Source organism: Pseudanabaena minima str. Chao 2107, from assembly GCF_051131155.1.
GTDB classification, from domain to species: Bacteria; Cyanobacteriota; Cyanobacteriia; order Pseudanabaenales; family Pseudanabaenaceae; genus Pseudanabaena; species Pseudanabaena minima.
Window position 1 is genome coordinate 2,650,826 of the sequence record NZ_CP159508.1, and the last position, 25,344, is coordinate 2,676,169.

The 25,344-nt window shown below is 40.7% G+C and carries 18 protein-coding genes and 1 pseudogene; 9 read left to right on the forward strand and 10 right to left on the reverse strand.

Features of this window, described 5'->3' with window-relative positions; translation table 11 throughout:
- Positions 1-161: 161 nt before the first annotated feature.
- The 3 genes from ABM313_RS12035 to ABM313_RS12045 all read right to left on the reverse strand — a co-directional run bounded on the left by ABM313_RS12035 (position 162) and on the right by ABM313_RS12045 (position 2,234).
- Positions 162-1,121, reverse strand: coding sequence for an orange carotenoid protein N-terminal domain-containing protein (locus tag ABM313_RS12035; protein ID WP_434688282.1), 960 nt, complete (start codon positions 1,119-1,121; stop codon positions 162-164).
- A gap of 423 nt (positions 1,122-1,544) precedes the next feature.
- Positions 1,545-1,703, reverse strand: a complete 159-nt coding sequence (locus tag ABM313_RS12040; protein WP_434688284.1) for a hypothetical protein — start codon at positions 1,701-1,703, stop codon at positions 1,545-1,547.
- 204 nt (positions 1,704-1,907) lie between these two features.
- The gene (locus ABM313_RS12045; protein WP_434688286.1) at positions 1,908-2,234 is read right to left on the reverse strand and encodes a hypothetical protein; all 327 of its coding nucleotides are present in this window, start codon (positions 2,232-2,234) and stop codon (positions 1,908-1,910) included.
- A 216-nt stretch (positions 2,235-2,450) separates the two neighbouring features.
- Between ABM313_RS12045 and ABM313_RS12050 the strand changes: the two genes are divergently transcribed.
- Positions 2,451-3,083, forward strand: a complete 633-nt coding sequence (locus ABM313_RS12050; protein WP_434688288.1) for a DUF3318 domain-containing protein — start codon at positions 2,451-2,453, stop codon at positions 3,081-3,083.
- Between the two features lie 58 nt (positions 3,084-3,141).
- On the opposite strand, the gene ABM313_RS12055 is transcribed toward ABM313_RS12050, so the two are convergent.
- Both ABM313_RS12055 and ABM313_RS12060 read right to left on the reverse strand, forming a co-directional pair.
- Complete coding sequence (locus ABM313_RS12055) at positions 3,142-6,720, reverse strand: NB-ARC domain-containing protein (RefSeq protein WP_434688290.1); 3,579 nt, start codon at positions 6,718-6,720, stop codon at positions 3,142-3,144.
- A gap of 134 nt (positions 6,721-6,854) precedes the next feature.
- Positions 6,855-7,481, reverse strand: coding sequence for a Uma2 family endonuclease (locus ABM313_RS12060; protein WP_434688451.1), 627 nt, complete (start codon positions 7,479-7,481; stop codon positions 6,855-6,857).
- Between the two features lie 462 nt (positions 7,482-7,943).
- On the opposite strand from ABM313_RS12060, the gene ABM313_RS12065 reads away from it, so the two are divergent.
- The 4 genes from ABM313_RS12065 to ABM313_RS12080 all read left to right on the forward strand — a co-directional run bounded on the left by ABM313_RS12065 (position 7,944) and on the right by ABM313_RS12080 (position 11,641).
- The gene (locus ABM313_RS12065; protein ID WP_434688292.1) at positions 7,944-8,768 is read left to right on the forward strand and encodes a peptidoglycan-binding protein; all 825 of its coding nucleotides are present in this window, start codon (positions 7,944-7,946) and stop codon (positions 8,766-8,768) included.
- A 66-nt stretch (positions 8,769-8,834) separates the two neighbouring features.
- Complete coding sequence (locus ABM313_RS12070) at positions 8,835-9,719, forward strand: peptidoglycan-binding protein (protein ID WP_434688294.1); 885 nt, start codon at positions 8,835-8,837, stop codon at positions 9,717-9,719.
- Between the two features lie 381 nt (positions 9,720-10,100).
- The gene (locus tag ABM313_RS12075) at positions 10,101-11,348 is read left to right on the forward strand and encodes a lipase family protein (RefSeq protein WP_434688296.1); all 1,248 of its coding nucleotides are present in this window, start codon (positions 10,101-10,103) and stop codon (positions 11,346-11,348) included.
- Positions 11,349-11,503: 155 nt separating this feature from the next.
- Complete coding sequence (locus ABM313_RS12080) at positions 11,504-11,641, forward strand: hypothetical protein (RefSeq protein ID WP_434688298.1); 138 nt, start codon at positions 11,504-11,506, stop codon at positions 11,639-11,641.
- 53 nt (positions 11,642-11,694) lie between these two features.
- Here ABM313_RS12080 and ABM313_RS12085 read toward each other — a convergent pair.
- A pseudogene (locus ABM313_RS12085) lies at positions 11,695-12,488 on the reverse strand (IS1 family transposase); the annotation flags it as partial.
- Positions 12,489-12,532: 44 nt separating this feature from the next.
- Between ABM313_RS12085 and ABM313_RS12090 the strand changes: the two are divergent.
- A protein-coding gene (locus ABM313_RS12090; RefSeq protein WP_434683792.1) for an IS630 family transposase occupies positions 12,533-13,686 on the forward strand; the annotation gives its coding sequence in 2 pieces (ribosomal slippage) (positions 12,533-12,974 and positions 12,974-13,686; 1,155 coding nt in all).
- 14 nt (positions 13,687-13,700) lie between these two features.
- On the opposite strand, the gene ABM313_RS12095 is transcribed toward ABM313_RS12090, so the two are convergent.
- Positions 13,701-13,964: a transposase gene (locus ABM313_RS12095; protein WP_434688300.1), complete on the reverse strand. Its 264-nt coding sequence runs from the start codon at positions 13,962-13,964 to the stop codon at positions 13,701-13,703.
- A gap of 163 nt (positions 13,965-14,127) precedes the next feature.
- Between ABM313_RS12095 and ABM313_RS12100 the strand changes: the two genes are divergently transcribed.
- From ABM313_RS12100 to ABM313_RS12110, 3 genes are all read left to right on the forward strand, one after another.
- A complete protein-coding gene (locus ABM313_RS12100) occupies positions 14,128-18,216 on the forward strand; it encodes a cache domain-containing protein (RefSeq protein WP_434688302.1) in 4,089 nt (1,362 codons plus the stop codon).
- 32 nt (positions 18,217-18,248) lie between these two features.
- A complete protein-coding gene (locus ABM313_RS12105; RefSeq protein WP_434688304.1) occupies positions 18,249-20,045 on the forward strand; it encodes an EAL domain-containing response regulator in 1,797 nt (598 codons plus the stop codon).
- Between the two features lie 107 nt (positions 20,046-20,152).
- On the forward strand, positions 20,153-20,830 hold the full coding sequence (locus tag ABM313_RS12110; protein ID WP_434688306.1) for a potassium channel family protein: 678 nt from the start codon (positions 20,153-20,155) through the stop codon (positions 20,828-20,830).
- Here ABM313_RS12110 and ABM313_RS12115 read toward each other — a convergent pair.
- The 3 genes from ABM313_RS12115 to ABM313_RS12125 form a co-directional block, all read right to left on the reverse strand.
- Positions 20,827-22,452 (reverse strand): cation:proton antiporter, encoded by a 1,626-nt coding sequence (locus ABM313_RS12115; RefSeq protein WP_434688452.1) that lies wholly within the window; start codon positions 22,450-22,452, stop codon positions 20,827-20,829. The genes ABM313_RS12110 and ABM313_RS12115 overlap by 4 nt on opposite strands.
- Before the next feature lie 253 nt (positions 22,453-22,705).
- Positions 22,706-24,712: an FHA domain-containing protein gene (locus tag ABM313_RS12120; protein ID WP_434688308.1), complete on the reverse strand. Its 2,007-nt coding sequence runs from the start codon at positions 24,710-24,712 to the stop codon at positions 22,706-22,708.
- 13 nt (positions 24,713-24,725) lie between these two features.
- Positions 24,726-25,214, reverse strand: a complete 489-nt coding sequence (locus tag ABM313_RS12125) for an FHA domain-containing protein (protein WP_434688310.1) — start codon at positions 25,212-25,214, stop codon at positions 24,726-24,728.
- Positions 25,215-25,344: the final 130 nt, after the last annotated feature.

Sequence of the window (25,344 nt, forward strand, 5' to 3'; positions counted from 1 at the left end):
CAGATAGATTTCTAAAATGCTTGACTTACAAGCATTTTAGAAATCTATCTGGACTACATAAAGCCTAAACAGATCGTATCTATATCAAAAGGCGATTGACATTTTAGAAAAGGCAGTGCGATCACGCTGCCTTTTCTAAAACTTAAAGGAATATAGCTAAACTAACGAGCAAAGTTCAGTAACTCTTTCGGAGATGCAAGCAAGTCGATCGCTACAAAGAAAATTTTGTTGTCAGGATCAAGCAGAAAGCGCCAAGCAATATTCATACCTACGCCAGAGCCAAACCAAGGAGTTTGCACTTTACCAGTAATCTTGATTTGGGTATAACCACCATCGGCTGGCTCAGAAACACCTTTTTCTGGAACTAGCACAAGGTTTTGGCATTCTTCTTTAAAAAATCTCAGAACTGCATCTTTCCCCACAATTGGTCTTTGGAAAGGAGGCTGCAAAGCTCCATCTGGGAGAAATAGAGCAATTAGAGCATCAAAATCATTGGCATTCAAATTATTCATGTAAGCCAAGACTGTAGGATTATTTACACCCTCAATACTTACTTGAGTGCGCTTAGACATTTCTTGTGGAGCTACAACTGGCTCAGCAACGCGAGTATATTCACCCAATTTGTTAGGGTCATAGCCCATATCTACAACTGAGTTACGCAGAATTGTGATTTGTTGTCCTGGCTCTAGACCTTTTAGAGTTTCCAATACTGCTGAAGCATTAGCTGAGAGTTTGTAACCTTCAGGAATTGGCGCAACAATTCCTTGTTCCATCCACTGACCAAGTTGATACCAAAAGCCTAGTTTGATGTTTTGTGACCAAATAGCATAGGTACGACAAATAGGAGTGTCAGCACGATTAGCTAAATCGCACATGACCTGAGTTTGCTGTTGGAAACTCATTTTCTTGATTTCATTTAAAGTCAACTCAGCTAGTTGCATACTTGCAGCACCAGGAGCGGCGATCGTTACGGTTTTACCCATCTCAAGGTAAGTAAACCAAATCCAAGCTAATTGATCTTCAGGGCTAAGTTGGTTAAATCGAGCTGTAGTAGCAGGTACAACATCGGCTGCTAATGTGCTAGGGAAAATGCTTCTTGCTGAGTTAATTGTATATGTCATAGGAGTGTTTTTAGGGTTCAATTAGATGATTTAAATGCATATTTATGCATTAAGGAAAAATTAATCCTATATTCAAAGATATAAAACTTAGAATTAGGAATTAGAATCTAATAAACAGCTCTCAAAAGAATATTGCCAGCTTTATAAGCAAGAAATTTCTATTAATACTATTTACTAGAAGCAATCAAAACAACAAGAATTGAGAAGTTTATAACAGTTAAACTTCCTTAGTATATATACTCATATTGTGTTTACTATTACAAAACCTCTAAGGGTAGATATTAAACTTATTTTGCTCTTCCAACCCATTTCCAAAATCAGCTAAGTAGCTAGGCGCAGTTAAATATAAAGGCACAAAGCCCATAATGCATACTGAGTATGCATTATGGGCTTTGTCTCTAGTTTTTAATTATTCCCAGATACTTACTTAAAAGGTAGTGCTAAATAGGTAAGGATGGGCGGCGCTTCGCGCCGCCCATCCTTACCACCATAAATCCTTTCCTTTTTAGAACTACCACTTAAAAAATAAAAAGCTGGATTAGTAAACATGATGATCGTTAGAAATAGCAAGGTGATCACCATGTTTATTAGGGTATGAACATTAAAAATACAGAGTCACTATAGAGTCATTATGAAGAGACAGCTTTATACCTTTAAACTTTAATTTGTTCTAATAATTACGTCGTTAGACATAGATAGATCCACTTTAAAAGATAGATCTTTATTAAAAATAATAATAGAACAATAGGCAATCTCTTTTTTTATGATCTATATATGATCTATATCTTACATACAAGCAAGTGCTGCAATTTTAGCGATTTTATCGTTATTTAGCCCTTCCAATTCATTTAAGCTTAGCCATCCATCCTTAACTAATCCTGCAAACACGAAAACTAGCATTGGCAAATGATAGTCGTATCGACCATCAACTTCATGGCGCTTCACACTCAAAAAGTCATGCAAACGCCACATGTCATCAATTTCAGCCAAATTGCTTGCTTTGTAACGGACTGAATCAATTAGAGAACTAATTTCTCGCTTATAGGCAATATCAAAAGCTTTCCTAGCTACCTCTTCTTCTGTTGTTGTCCACTCAGAATTAATTAATTGCATTATGAAAATTTAAAGTGATAATATTTATTTATGTTAAGAATAATAACTATATATCAATCTTACGCAATTATCCACTATATTTCTTTACTTTTCTTATAGTCTGAAGATAGCTTTTTAGTTGTAATAATCTAATCAAAAGTGCAAGTAGCTAAAACTTATACTAAAATCTAGATTTAGCGATAAGTCCCTCAAAATTCTGAACTTTGACGAAGATTCATGCCATCTCCAACTTCTTCCTCCCTCCGAAATACCTTTGCCAGAACTGAGATCCGTCGTCTGCAAGACTTGCTACCGCCAGAATTACAGGCTTGGGTAAAAGTACTTAACGCTGATGGTGTCCGTCCGCCACTGATTGCCTGTGAAGAAGCTGGTGGCGATGAAGTAGTGATTTTAGTCGATATGGTGCGCTGGGAACGCCTCGCTGAGGATCAGCGTAACTTGCTGTACTGGCATGAGGTTGCTCGTATCCAAAATGATGCAGTACCCAAGGATGGTTGGGAAGTCGCAGCATTAGCGATCGGTTTAGGTGGTGCAGTTGGTGAACTATGGGTACAAAATGGTTTGCTATTTGTGCTTGCCCTCGGTATTTGTGGTGTGGCTGGGTTTCAGCTATGGCGCAAGGGTACTAGTAAAAAAGATATTCGTAATTTGATTGAGGCTGACCAAGGAGCTATTCGTCTAGCAGTGCGGAATGGCTATCCTTTGCCTGCGGCGTATAAGAGTTTGGGCAGTGCGCTGAAGATCATGCTCAGTGATGCGTCTAAGGGGCGATCGCGTACTTTGATCGAGAAACGTCTCGATGCGCTTCGCACTGAGGCAAATAAAGCAAGGCGTAATTACGAAAACTAAATAGCTCAAACAAATCAAAACCAAAATAAAGAAAGGCGGCGCTTCGCGCCGCCTTTCTTTATTTTGGTTTTACATTTGCACCCAAAGCTTTTAGCGTTCCGATCTCCGCTTCAGTTAAATTTGCTGCGCCCTCAATGATCATGCCTTCATAGGGACGGATTGACCGCAGGGTTTGCCAACATTCCGTTGTTGCGATATTCCAGCATTTAATGGTTTCATCCCAACTAGCGCTAAGGAGCGTTTGAGCATCTTGGCTTAAACTCAGAGACGATACCCAGTTGAGATGTCCCTCTAACGTCTCAAGGCAACATCCAGTCACTACATCCCAAATTTTGATTGTGCGATCGCTACTACTGCTAATTAAAAGATCTCCGTTCAGGGTAAACATTAGACAAACAACTTGGTCGGTGTGCCCGCTAAATGTTTGTAGGTGATCTCCTGTTTTGATGTCCCATAGTTTTATAAAAGTATCGTCACCACCAGTTGCCATATGTTGACTATTGGGACTAATAGCTATTGCCCAGACACGGTTAGTAGAGTCGGCTTCCCAAGTATGTAGACATTTACCTGTTGCTAGATCCCAATGTTTAACCAGTTTGTCATAACCACTACTAAAGAGAGTTTTGCTGTCAAGGCTGAAAGCAACTGCTAAGACAGAACTAGGATGACCTTGTAATGTTTGTAAGCATTCACCAGATTCTATATGCCAAACTTTGACTGTGTGGTCATAACTGCCACTGGCGAGAAACTGACCATTGGGACTAAAGGCAATTCCCCAAATCCAACTTTTATGCCCAAGTAGAGTTTTGAGAGCTTTTCCTGTATGGGGATTCCATAGCCTAATCGTGCGATCGGCACTGGCACTAGCGAGAATTTGGACATTGGGACTGAAAGCAATTGAGAGAACGCGATCGCTATGTCCTCGGAGAACTTGAGAAGGCTGAAGATCGGAACTTAAGTCTTGTGGAGAATTGAGATTGATATTCCAGAGTTTAACGGTTTGGTCTTCATGGGCACTAGCGAGTAAGTTGTGCTGGCTATGGGCGATCGCATAAACTGCATTGCTATGCCCTTGAAGGGTTTTGGTACATTTTCCTGTTTTCAACTCCCAAAATTTAACTGCATGGTCATCACCACCACTCACGACTAAGTTTCCTTGTGGATGAAAAGCAACTGACCAAACTCGATTGGTATGCTTTTTCAAGGTATCCAAACATCGTCCAGTTTCCGTATCCCAAATCTTCACGCTTTGATCGTAGCTTCCCGTTACGAGGCGATCTCCGTTGGGACTAAATGCTAGTGAAGTTACGACCGAATTATGTCCTAGCAAAGTTTGTATGCATGTACCAGTTTGCAAATCCCATAGTTTGACAGTTTGATCAAAGCTGCCACTAGCTAATATTTCTCCATTAGGACTAATTGAGATCGCTTTTATCCAATGTTGATGTCCCTTCAAAGTTTTTATACAGGAACCAGTTTCTAGATTCCATAACTTGATTGAGCTATCTTCTCCAGCCGAGGCTATGATCTGTCCAGCGGGATGGAAGTCAACCGACCAGACGCAGGCGTGATGTCCTTCCAGAGTTTGTATAGATTTGCCTGTGACTACATTCCAAATCTTAACTGTGCGATCAGTGCTACTACTAACGATGAGTTGACCATCAGGACTAAAGGCGATCGCCGTAACAATGTTGCTATGTCCATGTAAAGTCTGGAGACATTCTCCATTATTCGTATTCCAGAGCTTGATTGTATGATCTTGACCACAACTAACTAAAACTGGGTGTTTCGGGCTAAAAGCAATATCCCAAATCCAAGTGTTATGTCCTTTGCAGCTAAAGAGTTGTTTGCCACTATTGATATCCCAAATCTGAATTTCACCATTAGTAGTGTCACTGGTGGCAAGGAAAAGTCCATCAGGACTAAATGCAACGCTAGTGATACCACCAGAAGTTAATGCAAAAACACATTCGAGAAAGGTGGTTTTGGTAAAGTTAACTCGATGCAATTTAAGCGATCGCAAGTCACAGTTACGGAGTGTCAGCTTTGAAAAATTATATCCAGTTAAATTAGTTCCTAAATGGGCTAGTAAATGGAGCAGATTAGCTCCACTATAATTATCTGGAATCATAGTTAATGCATTTTGGAGGCTTGCAATCACTCTACCAAGTTTATGCTCAACCTGATGTGTATCGCCAAGAGTTGATTGGAGTTGCTGAAGAATAGGCTGTACAATGAGTTGAATTTGACTATCACGAATATAATCCTTTGCTTGGGCTTGAACTAAAGCATGGGTCAGTAAATATTGGGGTGATTTTGTGATTATTTCTTGATGGATAAGTTCAATTAACTGTTCCGTAACATATTCCATCACCACAGGTTGCTGTGTAAATCCGTTGCGATCGCGCTCAATTAAGTTCTGTCTTAGTAGAGATTCTAAAACTTCCATCAACTTCGCCTTAGGCATAGGTGGAACAAAAACACTGTGCAATTCAGTTAGGGAAATGCTTTCACGATGGATAGACAGCCAAGACATTACTTGATTTTGCAGGACTGATAGCCCTTGGAATTGTTGGGACAACAACTTGCTAATCCCATTAAATAGAATTATGCCACTTGCTAGAAAATGCTTGATATTACCTTCAAGTAAATCACGAATGGCAGTAGCTGCAATCTTTAGTGCTAATGGATTGCCACTGTAACAATCAACTAATTGACGAGCTTCTGCATCAGAGACTGACAAACCTTTGAGCGTTAGTATTGCCTGTCCTGCAATGACTTCCAAACCAGACAGAGCAAGAGTTCGTACTGGTAAGCCATCACCTTCAAGAGCAGCAACTTCCGCAGGTTTTTCGCGACTGGTAATCAGTACACAGCTTTGATGGCTAGTTTCTCCCAATCTCCATAACAGTTCACCGTAGGATTCGTAACCATCAAGATAAGTTCCTATTTTCTTACCATGCTGCAACAACGTATCAAAGTTATCCAAAATCAGCAAACATCGAGATTTACGGAAGTATTCGATTAAACAGGTAATCTGTTCATGATGATCGGCAGGTAAAGTCGTAACTTGTTGATGCGACAGGATTTTGATGCAATCTGTCATCTTTTCATGAAAAGATGGTGCGTGTCGTAGCGATCGCCAAATTACATAATCAAATTCCCCTTGCAATTGTTCGGCAATCTTCACGGAGAGAGCAGTTTTGCCCATGCCGCCCATACCAAGAAGTGTAACCAATCGACAGCGATCATCCAAAATCCATTGACTAAGAGTTTCTAATTCAGTAGTACGTCCATAAAAAAGAGAAACGTCGATCGCTTCACCCCAGTGGGCGTAGTGATTAGTAGATTGTAAGTTTAGAGTTAACGAGGCGATCTGCTTTTGTTGTTCTCTGGCATATCTCTCAAGTACTCCATGCAGATTATTTTTGGTAACTTTTTCGTTTAGAACTTTAGACAGCGCTCGCCATAGTTCTGAGCCAACATCTTTGATATAGCCAAGATCATAACCCTCTTCTATAGCCATATCTGAGTATTTTTTACCATCCCAAGATTGACTAAATACAAGTTTTTGAATTTTTGATAAGTCATGTAATAGTAATCGTGTGACTAATGCGATCACATCATTTTGTGCCATTTACAATCTGAAGCCAACTAAACTTGAGATTATTTTCGCATAATTGGACTTAAATATTAGAAGCTTTTACCTAAAATTCAATCAAGATTTATACAAGAATTATAAATATTTATTCACTTTAAGAGCTATTCTTGCTATATCTGTCTTATTCCTGCTTGAAAAATCTGATTTACAGTGAGATTAAGCTCAGGGGAAATTTGCGAGATTAGGCGATCGCTATTTTGAAATTTGCTAATTTGATATTCTCCATCCACCAAATTACAAACTGAAATAGTTGGCTGTTTGGGATTACCAATAAAATTACGTCCACCTAAGGCAGCATAGTCAACAATCCAATACTCAGCAATCCCCATCTCTTCATAATCGGCAAATTTTAAGTGGTAATCATCTCGCCAATTGGTTGACACAATTTCAATGGCTAAAGGTATGGATGCACCTTGACTAAGAACCGATTCTTTTTTCCATCGCGGCTCATTAGGTAGATTGGCACGATTCATCACTAATATATCTGGGAAATATCCAGAATCTTTGCCTTCAGGTCTAACGATAACTTGGTTAGGAATACCGTAGGGAAGTCCCAGCCGCTTGATTTCAAAGGGTATTTCCACACCTAAAAAGCTTTTGATTTCTTCATGATCTCCAACTGGTTGAGCCATTTCAATAATATTTCCGTTATGTAGTTCATAACACACACCAGAATTTTCAGGGAGAAATTCGACAAACTCCTCGAAGGTCGTAACTGGAGGTAAGGCGCGGAACATCATGGCTGTTGGGCGGTGATTATGACAAAAAATATGGTTTCTATATTATCTCTAATTTATTAGGCTTAGTTTTTTGTTAGTTGCGATCGGCTCATTTTCTGCCATTTTTTACTTTAAATCGACATTTACTTGCACAATGATCAGTAAATACTCACTTGAAAGAAAAATTTACATAAATACGTCAAAAACATCAGACCTTAATCCGACCTTTTCTGACCTTTAAACCTTGTACTACCAATTAACGTTGATGTAGCACATCAAAAAATCAAACCATTATCTTTGTAGAAATCAGTATAAATACTTGTCTAACGATTTGGTTAGTTGTTTCAAAGACAATCTTCCTATTGTATTGGTAGTGATGATTGGATTGATAACTTTTTAATTTCTAATAGATAGAACACGCCAAAGATTTTAAGTTTTAGTTTTGATCGGAAGTTAGTTGATTTAGTTAGGAGCATATCTATGGCAACAGTTAAAGATGTTATCAGAAGTTTTTCCTGTAATACAGGACGTGTCAAGGGGCTAAGCCTCCAAGTAATTGATGAGATGAACCTCCTGATTCCAGGAGGAGTTTTGGTTAATATTGATGATTTAGATGTATCAGGCAACGCTGCCACTGTTAACTTATTCATGCAGCCCAAAGCAAAGGAAGCTCTAAGACGTGCAATCCGTAGAAGGGGAGTGACACTGCAACTCAACTCTTGCTATCGAACAGTTGTTCAACAACACATTCTATTTAGTTGGCAGGGTTCGGGTTGCGTTAGCATAGCTGCAGCCCCTAGCAAGAGTAATCATGAAGATGGTTTTGCTATTGATACTCCTGACTTCGATGCATGGATACCTGCGTTAGAAGCTGAGGGTTGGGAATGGTTTGGACCTGGTGATGAGGTTCACTTTACCTATGTAGGTGGAGGTGTTAGGGATGATGTTGGAGACATTGGGGTTAAAGCTTTTCAAATTCTTTGGAATAAGCATAACCCTAGCGATCAAATAGAATCTGATGGTGGTTATGGACCTGAGACTGCTGCTCGATTGGATCGATCACCTGCCGATGGGTTTGCTAGAGCGAGAATTTTAAAACTAAAGGCTCCACCTATGGATGGTGAAGATGTGAGGAAAGTGCAGCAAGCTTTAGTTTCATTAGATCTACTAGAAGCGTCTCAATTGAATGGGATTTATGACACAGCCACGAAATTGGCAGTTGAAATCTTCCAGAGACGGTCAGGATTGTCAGTAGATGGACAGGTAGGACCGAAAACTCGTAAGGAATTAAAGATACCAACATAGGTTCTAGAGCCTTATTGGTGCTAATAAAACTAATAAAAAAGTCATTATTATTTTGGAGAATTGAACATGGCAATCGAAAGGGTTGAATTGCAGATCAATGATGGGATTATTAATACGCCTCATCTGACTGATGCTGTCGAAATTTTGCAGCAATATTTAAAGGAATGGTGGGGGGTATTACCGAGAGACGCAAAGATTGATGGACTATTTGGAAATGCTACCAAGGCAGCAGTTGAGCAATTTCAAAGATTGCGCCCATCTGGAAGTAGATTTGTTCCTGCGGGGCTACCTGTAACTGGAGTCGTCGATCAAAACACATGGGCAGAGTTGATGAAAGTAGCTCCAACAGACATCAGGATGGTTTCTCGTGCAGCTCCTCCTGCTCCAGTTATGCCATCTGGATTCAATGATGTCAATACAATTTTGAACGATGCTCAATGTCCACCTGAGATTCGTCCGTTTGCCGCAAAAAACTTTCCGATTGTACTAAATCAATGTCTAGCTGATGGGGTAATAGATTTGGGGCAGATTGCTTATATTTTTGCCACTGCTGAGCATGAATCTCATTTTGGGCGTTTTATGATGGAGATTGCAGATGGATCAGCCTATGAAGGGAGATGTAGTGATCTAGGTAACTGTAACCCGGGAGATGGAGTTAGATTTAAAGGAAGAGGATTTGTTCAAATCACTGGTCGTAGGAACTATACAGTCTGGGCAAACAAACTAGGAATTGATTTGGTAAGTAGACCAGAAAGAGCTTCTGTTCCTGACACTGCCGCCCTTATTTTAGTGCAAGGAATGCGGGATGCTAGTTTTACTGGATTCGGATTGAGTGATTTTATTGCAGGTGATAGGCAAGATTTTTTGAATGCTAGAAGAATTATTAATGCAAACGATAGGGCTGATCACATTGCAAAAATTGCTAAGGCATATTTCAACGCCATTATCTAAACAGATTGAAGCCCACATTCCGCTCTTATTTTACTGAAAAAAATATTTAGGAAGCAAATCCTTATACAGTCAGTATTTTGAGTTTTACCCGCAAAAATATCATTGTCTTAATACTTTAAATAATAATGTACTAATGGAGAATATCCAATTTTGCTTCGTTAACTCAAACTTTATACTATTCAGGATTCAGGAACTAAATTCTATGACACGTAAACTAGCGATCGCAATCAGTGGTGCTGCCTCCTTAGAGGCTGGCGTTATGTATGAGGTGTTGGAGGCGATCGCAAACGGGTTAATTTAGAGAAAGAAAAATTCACGATACACGATAATTGTTTGACAAAGCTATTTAAAATTAATTTTCCTGAAAGGATTAAGAAAAGTATGCCTAATAATCTCATCACTCTAGCTATGGACGGCAATATATCTGCGCCGCAAGAAAGTATTCGTTCGCCCGAAGGATCAGAATTCAGTCGTGCGAACGCTATGGAACTTGCAAATTTAACTCGCATTGCCTACAGCGATTATGAGAATTTTGAAAGTTTTGATCAGGACAAGCCTCTGTTGGTAGAAGGTGCAACCATTAACGTTGACGAAAAAATGGAAGACGATACAATTGCTAGATATCAAATTCTTTCTCCCACTCTTAATACTGATCCTAAAGACAGGGGAAAGTATAGCTATGATGTTCTTGGAATCTTTGAATATGTATCTTATACACCATTTGTTTTTTCTCTCAATCCACTAAAATTTTTGAACTTCTTAAGGGAGATTCGTAAGCCAAATATTTCTCGGTTCGGCTTTATTGCTAAGCGAGAGCACGAAGGTGAGATACTAATTTTTGTTGTATTTCGAGGAACCCGCGAAGGATTTGAATGGTTCAACAATTCTCAAATCCATCAGATTGGCTTTTTGAGCGAAAAAGGTAACGACCCAGAGAAAAATCCAATGAAAGTACATTGGGGATTTCACAAAATCTATACAAAATATCGCCCAGGTCCTTTTCTAGGGTTGCGTAAATGGTTCAAACCTCCGAATGCCATTTTTGTTGGCTTAAGTGATTTTTATATATGGCTTATTGACACTATCCAAACACGTTTGGGTAATCCTGAACCATCAAGCTATCCATCTCTAAAACAGGTTGTGGAAAGGGTTGTGGGTGGAGAACTCGAAAAATATAGAAGGGAAGAAAAAAAGTCTCAAGTATTTGTAACTGGTCATAGCCTCGGCGGTGCTTTGGCTGTAATTTCTACCTTACATATTGATCAAGAAATTTGCAAAAAGAAAGTTTTTTCTTCCCCTATTCTTTATTCCTTTGCCTCACCAAGGGTGGGAAATCAAGTATTTGCTAGAGAGTTTCCTAAAAACTCATATCGAATTTTTAATACTGAGGATTTAGTTGCAAATGTCCCTTCAAGTGTACTTGCCGTTCGAGGTGTTGAGATGACGAATGGAAACTATCCTTTCGGAAGACGCATTATTGATTTTTTTAGTGCTGGATTAAGCAATCAAGTTTATGAACATGTAGGTATACCAGTTTGCTTTACGTATCAAACTGGTGCGATCTCTAGTAACCACAATATGAACGTAACTTATTGTTCTGTGCTTAACTCTGTAAGCTCTGTAAGTTAGAATTTATGTTTAATGCTGTTACAGCGCGATCGCTTTGAGAAAGTCTTAATGCCTATCTCAAGCATTTTGAGGCATCTAACACTTGTGAAGACCTTCTTGCGATCGCTAGTTTGATTTTGACATTGCTGCTTACTCCAATTTAAAAAACTTGATTTGTGGTGAGATTTAACTCAGGAAAGTTTGCGAGATTAGCGATCGCTACTCACCACATTTTCAAGCGATTTCAAGCGATCGCTATATTTGCCATAATTGAAATGTGCGAATTACATATTGTTCTTTGCCCCAAAATTTAGGTGAAATACGATGACAGCCCAAATAGTGACACCAAGTTTTAGGCACTGGTCAGTTAAGGCGTGAGGGAAGTAAAGCCGCGTAATGACAGCAACTCCAGCAAAGAAATCGGTCGATGATATAGCCCGATCGCCATAACTGGAGTCTTGTTCTTGTCTAAGCCCCCGTGAGGTCTTACCCAGTTGTGTACCAATCTTTGCACAGTGACTGTGAGTTGTAATCCTTCAGTATTCTTTGCATACAGGTTTTGTCTGCGGCGATAAGCGCTACACCTCCTTCTCAAAGCACTATTGTTTGCTTCATTGTGATTGGCATGAATGTCACTCTTATCGCTAATAGCCGTATAGGGATGCTCTGGTTTGAGCCATTCGACACGACGATTGCCCTGTGAGCCTTTGAATTTGATCGCCACTTCTAATCCATATCGCCATACTTTCCGATGTCCATACTCACGACTTACTTCGGTAGCTTTGAGGTATACACTTGCCATTTGCCAGAGTTGTTGGGCATATCTCCTTTCGCCATCGCTAAACCATCGGATGTATTGACTTGCCTTTGACCATTGCCATGCTGTTTTTATTGCTTTCTCAAATAGTTCGGTGGTTTTCTTGCCTGCCTTTGCTTCAATCCAATCGCGACTGTTGCGTTCGATAAATACTACTGTCCACCCTTTTGACTCACTGGGGGGAAAGGCTTGCCGTGAGCGCCAGTCGAATGGTTCTCGCCTACGCGAGTATAAATTTCATCTCCTTCAATAGTCACTTCTCCTCCAGATGGGGCTTCTGGACTCCATTGCTGTGCTTGATTTGCCAGTTTTTGCTCCCATCTCATGATGCTAGTGGACTGTTTCATCTAAAATAGTGCAATAGATATTGGTTTGGAGAGCCCTAATCATGGGAAGAGGAAGGCGAGATAAAGTCTATTTAACAGTAGAGGATAGAGAAAACTTAGAACAAATTAGTCGAAATGGCTATGCACCTGCAAAAAAGATCTTGCACGCCAGAATTTTACTGATGTGTGATGAAGGAAAATACAGCAAGAGAACATGGACTGATGAAGAAATAGCAGAAGCATTGCAGGTGCATAGAAACACCGTAGGTCGAATTCGCCAAAGATTTCTGCAAAAAGGTGAAAAACCTGCACTAGAGAGACAATTAAGGAAAACGCCCCCCACACCGCCCAAGGTCGATGGCTCTAGCGAAGCCCACATAATTGCTCTGTGTTGTGCAGACCCACCAGAAGGACGTGCTGAGTGGACAATCAGACTATTAACGTCAGAACTCAAGCAAAGACAAGTTATTACCGAAATTTCCGCATCAACGGTGTGGCGTACTCTAAAAAAAACGAATTACGACCTTGGAAAACCCAGAGATTTTGTATTCCCGAAAGAGATTTAGCAAGATTTGTGGCAGAAATGGAAGTCGTCCTTGACTTGTATAGCACGGAGCCATGCGAAGAAGAACCGTTGATTGCAATGGATGAAGCATCAAAGCAACTACTCGGAGAGGTTTATCCACCAATAGCGATGCAACCTGGACAAGATAAAAAAGAAGACTACCACTATGAGCGTGAAGGTGTTCAAGCCCTATTCATGTTTGTTGACCCTCATCGAGGATGGAGACGGGTGAGTAGCCGAGATAGTCGAACAAGGATAGATTGGGCTGAGGAAATACGTCAATTGTTGGATGAGGACTATCCGAATGCACGAAAAGTAAAGCTACTCAGTGATAATCTGAATACCCATAATATAGCTTCGCTGTATGAAGCATTTCCTGCACCAGAAGCTCATCGTTTAGCAAGAAGACTAGAAATTTATCATACGCCGCGTAATGGTAGTTGGTTGAATGTAGCCGAAACCGAATTGAGTGTCTTATCAAAACAATGTTTAGATAGACGGATTCCTAGCAAGGACAAACTCAAAGAGGAGATAGACGCTTGGCAAAAGTCTCGAAATCAGAATGCATCCAAAGTAATATGGAGGTTTTCGACAAGCGATGCCAGAGTCAAACTGAAACATCTTTATCCAGTATTTGAGCAAGAAGAATAACCGTATCTATTGCACTATTTTAGATGAAACAGTCCACTAGTGTGCGATTTTTCTATGACTCTCCCACTTGCTCTGATTCCCATCCCCTCTGTCCTCATTTTCAGCGCATAGGACATGATACTTGCTGGGGTTCTTAGCCTTGACATCGCTGTTCCTGTCTGTTCGTTGAATCGCTTGCCACATCCTTTGCATAAGTAATTCTGGATCGCTTTGCCGTCTTGGTGGTAATCTTTGCCATTCTTGACTACCTTTTCGCTTTGGCAGTGGGGACATTTCATGATTTACTCCTTGCCTCTACCTCTTTATTTTAACCCTCACTCCTTTACTGACCAGTGCCACAATCTTGCCCTCATCAAACTCATCTACAAAATTGTCCCTATACTTTGAGGTTTGGGTAAGATAACTAAAACTATAATAGAAGCTTGCAGTAGAAATAATTCTATGAGCGATCGCCAATCATCTCCTAATCTTCAAAAATCCCGCAAGTTATCGCTCAAATTCATGCTGATTAGTCAGTTTGTGATCTTGATTGCTGGTATATCAGGATTGATGGCATGGCTGTCTTGGCGCAGTGAGCAGGAGATGATTACCAACCTAGTCGGACAACTGCAAAATGAAGTTAGCGATCGCATCAAGCAAAAGCTCTCTTCTTATCTGGAAACTCCACACTTAATCAATAAAATTAATGCCGATGCAGTGCGGCAAGGCAACTTAAAAACTCAAGGACGAGCTAGTGAGATCTATCTCTGGAATCAGATTCAGAATTTTCCTACAGTTTGTTGGATCTATTATGGAGGCGAAAATTCGGGAGAATTTGTGGGGATTACTCGCCTAGATAAAAACCATCATTCATACCAATCTTTTCAACTAGCCATAAATATTGATGGTTCTCAGCGTTACTATTACAACCTAGATTCACAAGGAAATCGTCTTGAGCTTAAAGGAAAATCAGAGTTCTATGATGCGCGACAACGTCCTTGGTATCAGGCAGCTTTACAAACGGATCAACCTATCTGGAGTCCAATTTATCAAGATTCCACTTTACCTGAGCAGGTAATTACCGCTAGTTTACCTGTCTATAACTCTAGTGGAAAAAGAATAGGAGTCTTAGGTGCAGATCTGGCTCTAGGAAATATCAGTCAATTTTTAAGTGGATTACAAATTGGCAAGTCTGGAGAGGCCTTTATTCTAGAACCTTCAGGACTATTGGTAGCCAGCTCGACTGAAAAAAAGCCCTATGAAATTAGCAGTGATCAACAAAAACTACAGAGATTACCTGTTAAGAATATTCGGCAACAAATGATTCGTGATGCAGTGGGTTATCTAGAAAAACAAGTTGGCAGCTTAGATAAAATCACCACTGAGCAGAATTTAAAGTTTTCGGCTGAGGGGAAAAATATTTTTTTTAAAGTGCTGCCCTACCGCGATGAACGGGGGATTAACTGGTTAATCGCCGTAGTCATGCCCGAATCTGACTTTACGGAACAAATTGATGTCAATCGGCAAAATACCATTCTGCTCATTTGTCTATCATTAGCAGGCGCGATCGCTTTAGGTGTTTTCACGACTCAATATATTAATAAATCATTACGCCGTTTAACTTTGGCGAGTCAAGCCTTGGCAAATGGCGAATTAGATCGAGAAGTTCCCTCAACAACAATTGCGGAATTGAATATTCTCTCGCAATCCTTTAATCAGATGGCGACACAGCTAAAACAGTCCTTTACAGAACTTGGCAAGATTAATGAAAACTTGGAATTGCGAATTCATCAGAGAGTAACAGAGTTACAGGAATCTGAAAATAAATTTAGAAATTTAGTTTCCAATTTTTCAGGCATTGTTTATCGTTGTAATTGCGATGCAGATTGGACAATGGTGTTCATTGGTGGGGCGGTTATAGAGTTAACAGGCTATCTTGCTGAAGAATTTATCGCTAATCAAGTTCGTAGTTGGACAAGTATTATCTATCCTGAAGATCGTGAAACTGTAAAAAGAATTATCAATGAAAGTTTAACTTGTCGGGAAGCCTTTATGTTGGAATATCGAATTATCGATGCCCAAGGTAACATTCGTTGGCTGTATGAGAAAGGACAAGGATTATTTGCTAAAGATGATCAATTGCTATGGATAGATGGAGCGATTTTTGATATTAGCGATCGCAAACAAGTCGAATCAGAGCTTTTAGAACGTGTACATTTATCAATTTTGATGGCAGAAATTGGTTCTGCTTCTACACAGCTAAACACATTAGAAGAAGTTCTCCAAGCCTTTGTCGAATCACTATGGCGACATATGAACGTCTCTTTTGTCCAGATTTGGACAATCAATGCTTTTGGAAATGATTTAAATTTACAAGTCAGCGCTGGAAACTATAACAAATTAGATAGCGATCGCCTTAGTAATCTCATTAGCAGAGAGCAAATATGGTCTATTACCCAAGGAAGGTTCCAACCGCTTTTAACTGATCAAATCGTGTCAGATTTGAGCGAATCCGATCAATTGTGGTTGCAAGAGCAAGGAATTATTTCGCTGGTAGGACATCCACTCATTGTCAAAGGCAAAGTCATCGGTGTGATTCTGATGATTTCTCAGTTGCACTTAGAAACAGATATCCAGAGCATCGACTTGATCGCCAATGCGATCGCCATAGGTATTGATCATAAACAATCCGAAGAGCGACTGAGAGTGACCAATGCTGAAATGAAAGCTTTATTTGCCGCAATGGATGAAGTGATCTTAGTACGCGATCGCATGGGGCGCGTACTCAAAATCCCTCAAACCCGTAGACAATCAGTTTTTCAAGATGCTAGTAAAGTAATTGGCAAACTCCCTTCAGAATTATTTTCACCTGAGCAAGCTAGCCTCTTTGTAAGTTATGTGCAGCAGGTTTTAGAAACGCAGCAAACTTTAAATGTTGAGTACCTTCTCTCCTACACAGACCAACCGATTTGGTGGAATGCAAGTATCTCTCCCATTGATGCAGAGACCGTAGTTTGGGTTGCTCGTGATATTACAGAGAACAAAAAAGTCGAACAACAACTCAAACAGGCAAAACAAGCTGCTGAGGCTGCTAGCCAAGCCAAAGGTCAATTTTTGGCAAGTATGAGTCACGAACTGCGAACACCATTAAACGCAATTTTAGGTTTCGCTCAACTAATGGTACGCGACACCTCACTGAAAGATAATCATCGCTCCTATCTCAAAATCATTCATGACAGTGGCGAGCATCTATTGGAATTAATTAATGATGTTTTAGATATGTCAAAAATCGAATCGGGAAGGATTACGCTAAACATCACTAGCTTTGATCTGTGTCACCTCCTCGATACATTGGAAAAAATGTTTCGTCTTAAGGTGAGTGATAAGTCTCTGCAACTACTTTTTAGGCGGTCGCCTCAAGTCCCACAATGGATTAATACTGATGAAGGAAAACTTCGTCAGATCTTAATTAATTTATTAAGCAATGCCATTAAATTTACCAACCAAGGCTCAGTAATTCTATCCATTGACATAGATGTTAATGCTCCCCCAGAACCAAAGCCTCAATTAGAATCTCCAGTCCAAGAGAACACTTCAACTCCAACCATCTTAATATTTACTGTAGAAGATACTGGTGAAGGTATTCCTGCCAATTATCTAGGAAAAATCTTTGAAGCATTTGAACAAACGGAATTAGGCAGAAGAACTGCGGAAGGATCAGGGCTAGGATTGCCCATCAGTCTTAAATTTGCTCAATTTATGGGTGGTGAGATTACTGTCAGTAGTCAGTTGGGTGTAGGCAGCATTTTTAGAGTTTATCTTCCAGTTAATGTCTCATCATCTCCTGTGCCATTAAGGCAAACTAATGATCGCTATATTGTCGGTTTAGCTCCCCACCAGTCAGAATATCGACTTCTAGTTGTAGAGGATCGATGGGAAAGTCGGCAGTTACTAGTAAAAATACTAGAGGCAGTAGGATTTAAAGTCCGCGAAGCTGAAAATGGGGCTGAGGCGATCGCTATTTGGGAAGAATGGCAACCACATCTAATCTGGATGGATATGAGGATGCCAGTAATGGATGGCTATGAAGCAACACGCCAAATCAAATCCCATTTAAAGGGACAAGCCACTGTAATTATTGCCTTAACGGCGAGTGCCTTGGAAGAAGAAAAAGCAATAATCCTTTCGGCAGGCTGTGATGATTTTGTGCGTAAGCCTTTTCGAGAAGCACTTATTTTCGATAAATTAGCTCAATATTTAGGTGTAACCTACTTATATGAAGATGAAAGCAATCGCCAACTTACTGATAGAGATACAGATGCTCTAGAAACCTTAGCCGCTAATCTTCAAACCTATTTATTACAAATGCCTGAAAGCTGGATCAGGCAACTTCATTATGCAGCTACCCTCGCTGACAATGACTTAATTAATGAATTAATCAAATCTATACCAGAAAGTAATACCGTTTTAATTCATTCTTTAATCAGTCTTGTCGATAATTTTTGTTACAATCAAATTATGAACTCATCACAGCAAGCATTTAACAAATAGTTAAACGATCGCCATATGGATACGGCTAAATAATGACTAGAAATTATAGTGGCGATATATTAATAGTCGATGACATGCCGAATAACTTGCGCTTTCTATCGACAACTTTGGCAGAGCAAGGCTATAAAGTTCGTAGCGTCACTGAAGGGTTAATGGCGCTGACTGTAGCCCAAGCTGCTAAGCCAGACTTAATTTTACTAGACATTATGATGCCCAATATCGATGGCTATGAAGTGTGTCAAAGACTAAAAGCCAACGAGCAAACCTGCGACATTCCTGTAATTTTCTTAAGTGCTTTGGATGAAGTCTTAGACAAAGTAAAAGCTTTTAGTGTTGGCGGCGTAGACTATATCACCAAACCATTTCAGCTCGAAGAAGTCCTAGCTCGTATCCAAACCCATCTAAGTTTAAGAGCCGCTCAAAAGGAAATTAATCAACTAAATGCTGAACTCGAACAGCGTGTACGTCAGAGAACAGCCCAATTAGAACAGGAAATTACCGAGCGCTTACAAGTCCAAGAGCGATTATTGCATTTAGCTTTGCATGATGTGCTTACGGGATTGCCTAATCGAACTTGGTTTATGAAACGCTTGGAGCAGTTATTGCAACAAGTCAACCAACAGTCAGGCTACCATTTTGCAGTTCTGTTCTTAGACTGCGATCGCTTTCAAGCAGTTAACGACTCTCTAGGACACTTAGTGGGTGATCAGCTATTGGTATCGATCGCTCGAAGAATCGAACTTTGCTTGCGTCCAGGCACAATGCTTTGTCGTTTGGGAGGCGATGAGTTTGCCATCCTGCTGCAAGATGCCATTGGTGACTCTGATGCGATCAAAGTTGCCAATGGCATCTTGAATGAATTAGCAGCACCCTTTCACATTTGTGAATATCAAGTATTTACAAATGTCAGTATTGGCATTGTCATGGGTAGTGATATTTATAAGCAACCCGAACATATTTTGCGTGATGCTGACACTGCCATGTATCGGGCTAAGGCAAATGGCAAAGCTTGCTATCAAATGTTTGAACAAACTATGCATAGCCGTGCACTGCATAACTTTCAATTAGAGTCCGATCTCAGACATGCCTTAGAACACCATGAATTGGTAGCTTATTATCAGCCGATTATTAATTTAGGTAATAACCAAATTGATTCTTTTGAGGCGTTAGTGCGGTGGAATCATCCAGAAAAAGGACTAATTAATCCAATTAAGTTTATTCCGATCGCTGAAGAGACAGGACTAGTAATAGCGATCGACTTATTTGTCTTACAACAAGCCTGTCAGCAGTTGCGTATTTGGCGGGACGAAGGCATTTCTAATGCGTCCTTAACGATGAATGTTAATCTTTCTGTAAAGCATTTTATGAGTTTTGATTTGCTAAAGCAGATTGATCAAGTTCTTCGGGAAACAGGAATTGCTGGAAATTCTTTAAGATTAGAAATCACTGAAAGCGACATTATGGAGAATGCTGAATTTGCTGGCAAAATTATCTCCCAACTACGCGATCGGCAGATTCAACTGAGCATTGATGATTTTGGTACGGGCTATTCTTCGTTGAGTTATTTGCATAGACTCCCAATTGATCATCTCAAAATTGATCGCTCCTTTGTGATGAGAATTGGCAAAAATGGTAAAAACACTGAAATTATTAAAGCGATTATTGCGCTCGCGAAGAGTTTGGGCATGTTTACGATCGCGGAAGGCGTAGAAACTCAAGATCAGCTCGATCAGATCCGCGAATTAAATTGTGAGTTTTGCCAAGGATATTTATTCTCTAGACCCGTTGAGGCTGATGCCGCCAGAAAGTTATTGATTACAGGTTTTTAATTTATATCTGTCACCGTAATCTTCCAAGGGTTTAGATTCAAGAAAATCCTCGATTAAGATTAAAAGTGCTGCTTTGCAGCACTTTTAATCTTAATCGAGGATTCACAATGTACATTCTCATTGGTGGTGCAGGAATGATGGGCTTAGACCTAGCAAAAACCCTACTTAATATGGGACACACGATCGCTGTTATCGATACCGATCCGATGGCATGTCAATATGCCCGTGAAAAAATTGGGATGATGGCTTTTGAAGGTAGTGCCGTCAACACAACTGTATTGTTAGAAGCAGGAATTCGCAAATGTCACACTTTTATTGCAACTCTGCGCGAAGATGCCCTTAATCTCGCTATGGTCACCCTTTCCAAGCATTACGGGGTATCACAAATCATGGTAAGAATGAGCGATCGCGACTTTGCTGAACCCTATGAACTGGCTGGAGCAACACATATTATCGGCACATCCGAGTTAGCGATTTCACGGATTATCAATGCGATCGAATATCCTCAAGTTGATGCGATGATGCACTTTGAGCAAGGTCAAGTGGAAGTAATCAAGCTATCCATTCCACAGTTATGCTCAATTGTAAATCGCACCGTTGCCGAAATTGCTCAAAATCCGCACTTCCCCTCAGGCACTCTGATCATTGGCTATCAAGCCCATCCCCATGAAGATTTAATCGTTCCCAATGGCAGCACCATGCTGGAAGGAGGCTCTACAATTTTAGTAGTCACTAAACCGAGTCTTGTCAAACAACTGCTGGCTTTTATGGGTTTATGTTCCTAGTCATCTTTCAAAGATAAAAGTTTCTCGTTGAGTATCTTGAGATAAGCTTGACCAGCATCATCAGATAGCAACCCTTTACGGAGCGCATCGTTGATCGCCACTTTTTCGGCAAGGTAAAGTCGGCGATGGATTCCCCATAAATGTTGCTGATCTTCGTCGTTGTCTAAATCAGCGATCGCCGTTTGATTATACAGATCTCGCAGTTCATGCTCTGAGGATGCAATTCTTGCCTGGTAGCTGGCAAATAATTCTTCGTATAGAGATTTTGGAAGACTCCCTGACTCCAGCAAACTCGCTAGTTCCCTTTGAGCAGCCTTTGAGGCGATGAGATTTAGTTGCAAAGATTCGATTTGCTGTTTAGTGGGTGATGGCTGCGATAAATTTAACCTTTTCACTAGCCAAGATAGACTTAGCCCTTGTCCCACTAATGACAGTAGCACTGTACTAAAAACTAGAGTAATCACTTGCATTCGCTCTGGCAAACCAAAGGGTAAACTCAAAGTGAGTGCCATCGATAGTGAACCTTTGACATTTCCTAAAATCAAGACATGTTGCCACCGCAGAGGAATAGGACGATCAAAGAAACTGAGTAAGTATAGTAATGGATAGATTGCCACAACTCTCCCAATTTGATATGCGAGAATTGCGAATAGTGCGGCTGGAGCAGTGTTATATAGGCTCTCAGGATTAACTTCAATCCCCACAAGTAAAAATATAAAAGTGTTTGCGCCAAAGGCGGCATATTCCCAAAAATTGACCAAACTCACTTCCGTGGGAGCCGAGGTTTGGCGAAATCCCAGATTCCCAATTACTAATCCTGCAATCATCACCGCGATCGCACTGGAAACTCCTATAGCCTGCCCAATCTGGAAAGTCCCTAACGCTACTGCAACCGTTAATAAAATATTACTCAGTGCATCATCTAACTGCTGAAACAGACCCACACAGAGATATCCCAGACCCAACCCCAAAATGCTACCACCAACAAAGGCAATAAAAATTTGTTGAACTCCTTCGCCAATAGTGAATGAACCCTTAGTAAAAATTGTGGTGATTATACTGAGTAAAACTAAGGCAATTCCATCATTAAAAAGGCTTTCCCCCTCGACAATGGTGGCAAGTGGTCGCGGTACAGTCACATTTCTAAAAGCGACAATCACCGAAACCGTGTCCGTAATCGTTAAGATCACTCCCACGGCACAGGCTGTAATCCATGCGAGGTTAATCCCAAACTTGAGTAATGTCGCCGTGATCGTTGCAGATAGAATTACTCCAGGACCAGCTAGTAGCAAAATTGGCTTAATCGTGCTGCGAAGACGACTGATATCGGTATTTATTGAAGCTTCAAAAATTAAAATCGGCAGAAATAGATTTAAAATCACCTCAGGATTTAAACCAATGGAAGCAGGCAATATCTGTTTGGGAATCGCTAAGCCTGCTAACACTAAACCAACGACATAGGAAATCCGTAAGCGTCTAGTAATCAAAGCAACGGCTGTGGCTACGATCAGCAGAATGATTAATGTGCTTACTAGTCCCGTAAATTCACTGGTAGTTGTTGTAACGGTCGGCTCCACTACAGGGCTAGTTAAAGTATTAATAAAAAGATAACGAATCACAATATTTGAAGGATTTGAGGAATATATGATGCAAAACTACAACACTTTGGGTTTCAGTAAAAAACAATATTTTTATTAAAAGTGTTGCTTAGCAACACTTTTAATAAAAATATTGGGGTTTGTTTTACATCTGAAATATTTTAAGAACCCGTTGTTTGTGGCGCGACAATTTAAATAAGGAACCGATTTTGGATGGCGCGGCGAAGCCGCGCCATCCAAAATCGGTTCCTTACTTTACAACGCAGCCCTAACCACTTTAAGGTAACTGATTTTTCACCCATTTCACCCATTGCGAAAACGATCGCCAGCCATTGAGATTATGCAACTGGGGAGCGCGAGCCGCAGCTAAACTATCAACCGATCGCAGTGCTGCAAATTGTAAACCTAAAAAGCTATCGACAGCGGCATAGGAATTCCCAAGCGTTGCGGCTCCCGATGCATAGACTCTACCATCATCATTACGAAGCTCAGCAATCTCAAAGTCATTGGTCACATTTAATCTCCCCAAAGCATTGATCGGTATTTGATAGCAATCAAGCAAATCGGCATAAATTGGATTAGTTTGTACCTTCGCATCTAAACCTGTGGCATCAATAATAAAGTCGGCTGTTAATTGCAAGATTCCTTCCATTTGGTGCGGACGGATATAGGTAGCAGTACGCCGATCTGGGAGCTGTTCCACCTTTTCGACTGCCCCAAAGGTAATTTGATACCAACCTTCATTCAAGCCCGTTTGCACAATCTGTTTCCAGTCATGGCGATCAGCCGTAGTTGTGCCGCCCCAATCTTTGAGCAAAGTTTGTCGAGTCTGCGGATCAGCCTCTTCAAGAACAGCACGCAAATCCCCACCCCAACAAGCCTTGGGCCAGTTAAAAGGTTGAAATTCGTAATGGTTTTCAACAGGACGTTGAGCATGACCGTAACTATTGCCTTGCGCTTTCGGCGATCGCATCAGGTGCAAGAGATTGATTTTTTGCTGTGGCGATCGCTGGCGCACTTCATAAATACGCTGCACGATTCGCGAAGCTACAATTCCACGTCCACGGATTAATACCGTACCGCCATGACTTTCTAGATGTTGATAAATATGCTCATGCTCCTCATAGCCATTAACCACGGCACGAAAGTCTTCTGTCTGACTCCGATAAGCTTGTAGATCTGGCAAAAACTGAATGGCAGCATAACCCATCGCTAAATGCAGATACTTAGCAACCAAAAAAGCATGATGCCCCTGCCCCATTGAATAGGCGATCGCATAGCGTCCATCATTGGTTTTCCGTAGCGATCGCACCCGCCCATAACGATAGATCTTGTCCCAACCAATACGACTAGCCTCTCGATCAATCGAATCGAAGACATTGCCAGATCTAGGTGTATAGGTTTCCGCGAAATCAGGTTCCGCAAACACCTGCCAAAGGTATTTGCAGGTCTGATTAATCTTGCCGCGAGTAAAATCATGCCAAGCCTCACGCCATGCATAACTAGGAAAGCCCCAAATATTATCTGGACAAGAATCAGAATTAGAGCGTAACCTCTCATATAGAGGAATCTGTGAATTGAGACAGAGCCGTTTATACCGCGCATAGGGTTGAGGCTCCAAGCCTAACGCTATAATTTGATCAGCAGCTACACCAAAAATCCGTAGATAATCCACCCAAATATAACTTCCCAATCCTCCCCCGATCGCTCCATAAGTCGTTTCATGCACTGGCAGCCCTGTCCGATGTAGCGACTGCACTTCCACTACTGGCAATTGAAAGAAGTCTGGAGGGAAATGAGAAGAACTAGCTAAACTCGGCTGAGTAGCATTTGCTTGAGGTAAACCTGTTTCGGGATTAAATAAAATCGTGGGATTTGCGGATGATGATTTAACAGTGTTATTTGGCGATCCTGTAGTAGTTGATTGACTGATCGCAGGCAAATCAAAGGCGATCGCTATTTCATATCGTCCAATCGTCAGGCGATCGCCAGTGGCTAGCACCTTGCGAAGCTCCATTCCTCGCCCAACCAATGCACCATTAACTAAGATTCCATTAGTACTATTTTGATCGATAACTACTACATTTTCCTGCTCACAAATTAGCAGCGCATGGTATCGAGACACTGAGCGATCGCCTAATATCACCTGTGCGACTTGATTTCCATCTAGATGCTCTGGCAATGAATTTACATCTTTACCAATGGCGATCGGTAAATTCAGTTGCAAAGATTGCGGCTGATTGGTTGTTATTTCTAACCAACTTAATTGAACAGAAATCTGCATAGGTTTCAAATCTTTATAAGACAGATTGAGATGGTAAAATACTGCTAGCTGCTCCCGCTAGAGAAGTACCACACCAAGGACATACTAAGGTAATTCGCTCATACGGCGAAATTTTGGCACATTTTAAATTGGGGCATTGCAATCCATATACATGATCAGAATTGTGAGAAATAGGTGCTTGACTTGGTAGATCAATTTCAATATTTGTGACTTGTAATATTTGTTGACCTAAAGCGATCGCACTATTAGTTTTTAATTCAATTTCCCCACTCAATAAACGTTGACCATCAACTACTGGAGGATTAGACTCACGCATATTTCTTATCCAAAAGCTCTGTTTTTGGGGATCGAAATAAATCACCACATGTAACCCTGAAACGGTGGGATGCATCAAAACTAAATCGCATCGAGCAGGATCGCGCCCAATTCGAGTCATTGTCAGACTAATCCTATAACTTTTGGTAATTCCTGCTTCTATCCAAGCCAAAGTTAGTTCTGACATAATCACTTGCCAAGCTGTGTGATTTCAAATATATAGCAATCTTCAAGTTTTTTGTGAGAGCTAGCAAATGGGGCAATCACGGGGGGATTTCTCCTACCCGTAAATTTTAGATCTCGTAGGGGCTGCGCCC

Coding starts and splice junctions, on each gene's coding strand:
- ABM313_RS12075 (WP_434688296.1), top strand. CDS start 10,101: ATGCCTAATAATCTCATCACTCTAGCTATGGACGGCAATATATCTGCG.
- ABM313_RS12100 (WP_434688302.1), top strand. CDS start 14,128: ATGAGCGATCGCCAATCATCTCCTAATCTTCAAAAATCCCGCAAGTTA.
- ABM313_RS12065 (WP_434688292.1), top strand. CDS start 7,944: ATGGCAACAGTTAAAGATGTTATCAGAAGTTTTTCCTGTAATACAGGA.
- ABM313_RS12050 (WP_434688288.1), top strand. CDS start 2,451: ATGCCATCTCCAACTTCTTCCTCCCTCCGAAATACCTTTGCCAGAACT.
- ABM313_RS12035 (WP_434688282.1), bottom strand. CDS start 1,121: ATGACATATACAATTAACTCAGCAAGAAGCATTTTCCCTAGCACATTA.
- ABM313_RS12110 (WP_434688306.1), top strand. CDS start 20,153: ATGTACATTCTCATTGGTGGTGCAGGAATGATGGGCTTAGACCTAGCA.
- ABM313_RS12045 (WP_434688286.1), bottom strand. CDS start 2,234: ATGCAATTAATTAATTCTGAGTGGACAACAACAGAAGAAGAGGTAGCT.
- ABM313_RS12105 (WP_434688304.1), top strand. CDS start 18,249: ATGACTAGAAATTATAGTGGCGATATATTAATAGTCGATGACATGCCG.
- ABM313_RS12125 (WP_434688310.1), bottom strand. CDS start 25,214: ATGTCAGAACTAACTTTGGCTTGGATAGAAGCAGGAATTACCAAAAGT.
- ABM313_RS12060 (WP_434688451.1), bottom strand. CDS start 7,481: ATGTTCCGCGCCTTACCTCCAGTTACGACCTTCGAGGAGTTTGTCGAA.
- ABM313_RS12055 (WP_434688290.1), bottom strand. CDS start 6,720: ATGGCACAAAATGATGTGATCGCATTAGTCACACGATTACTATTACAT.
- ABM313_RS12070 (WP_434688294.1), top strand. CDS start 8,835: ATGGCAATCGAAAGGGTTGAATTGCAGATCAATGATGGGATTATTAAT.
- ABM313_RS12120 (WP_434688308.1), bottom strand. CDS start 24,712: ATGCAGATTTCTGTTCAATTAAGTTGGTTAGAAATAACAACCAATCAG.
- ABM313_RS12040 (WP_434688284.1), bottom strand. CDS start 1,703: ATGGTGATCACCTTGCTATTTCTAACGATCATCATGTTTACTAATCCA.
- ABM313_RS12095 (WP_434688300.1), bottom strand. CDS start 13,964: ATGAAATGTCCCCACTGCCAAAGCGAAAAGGTAGTCAAGAATGGCAAA.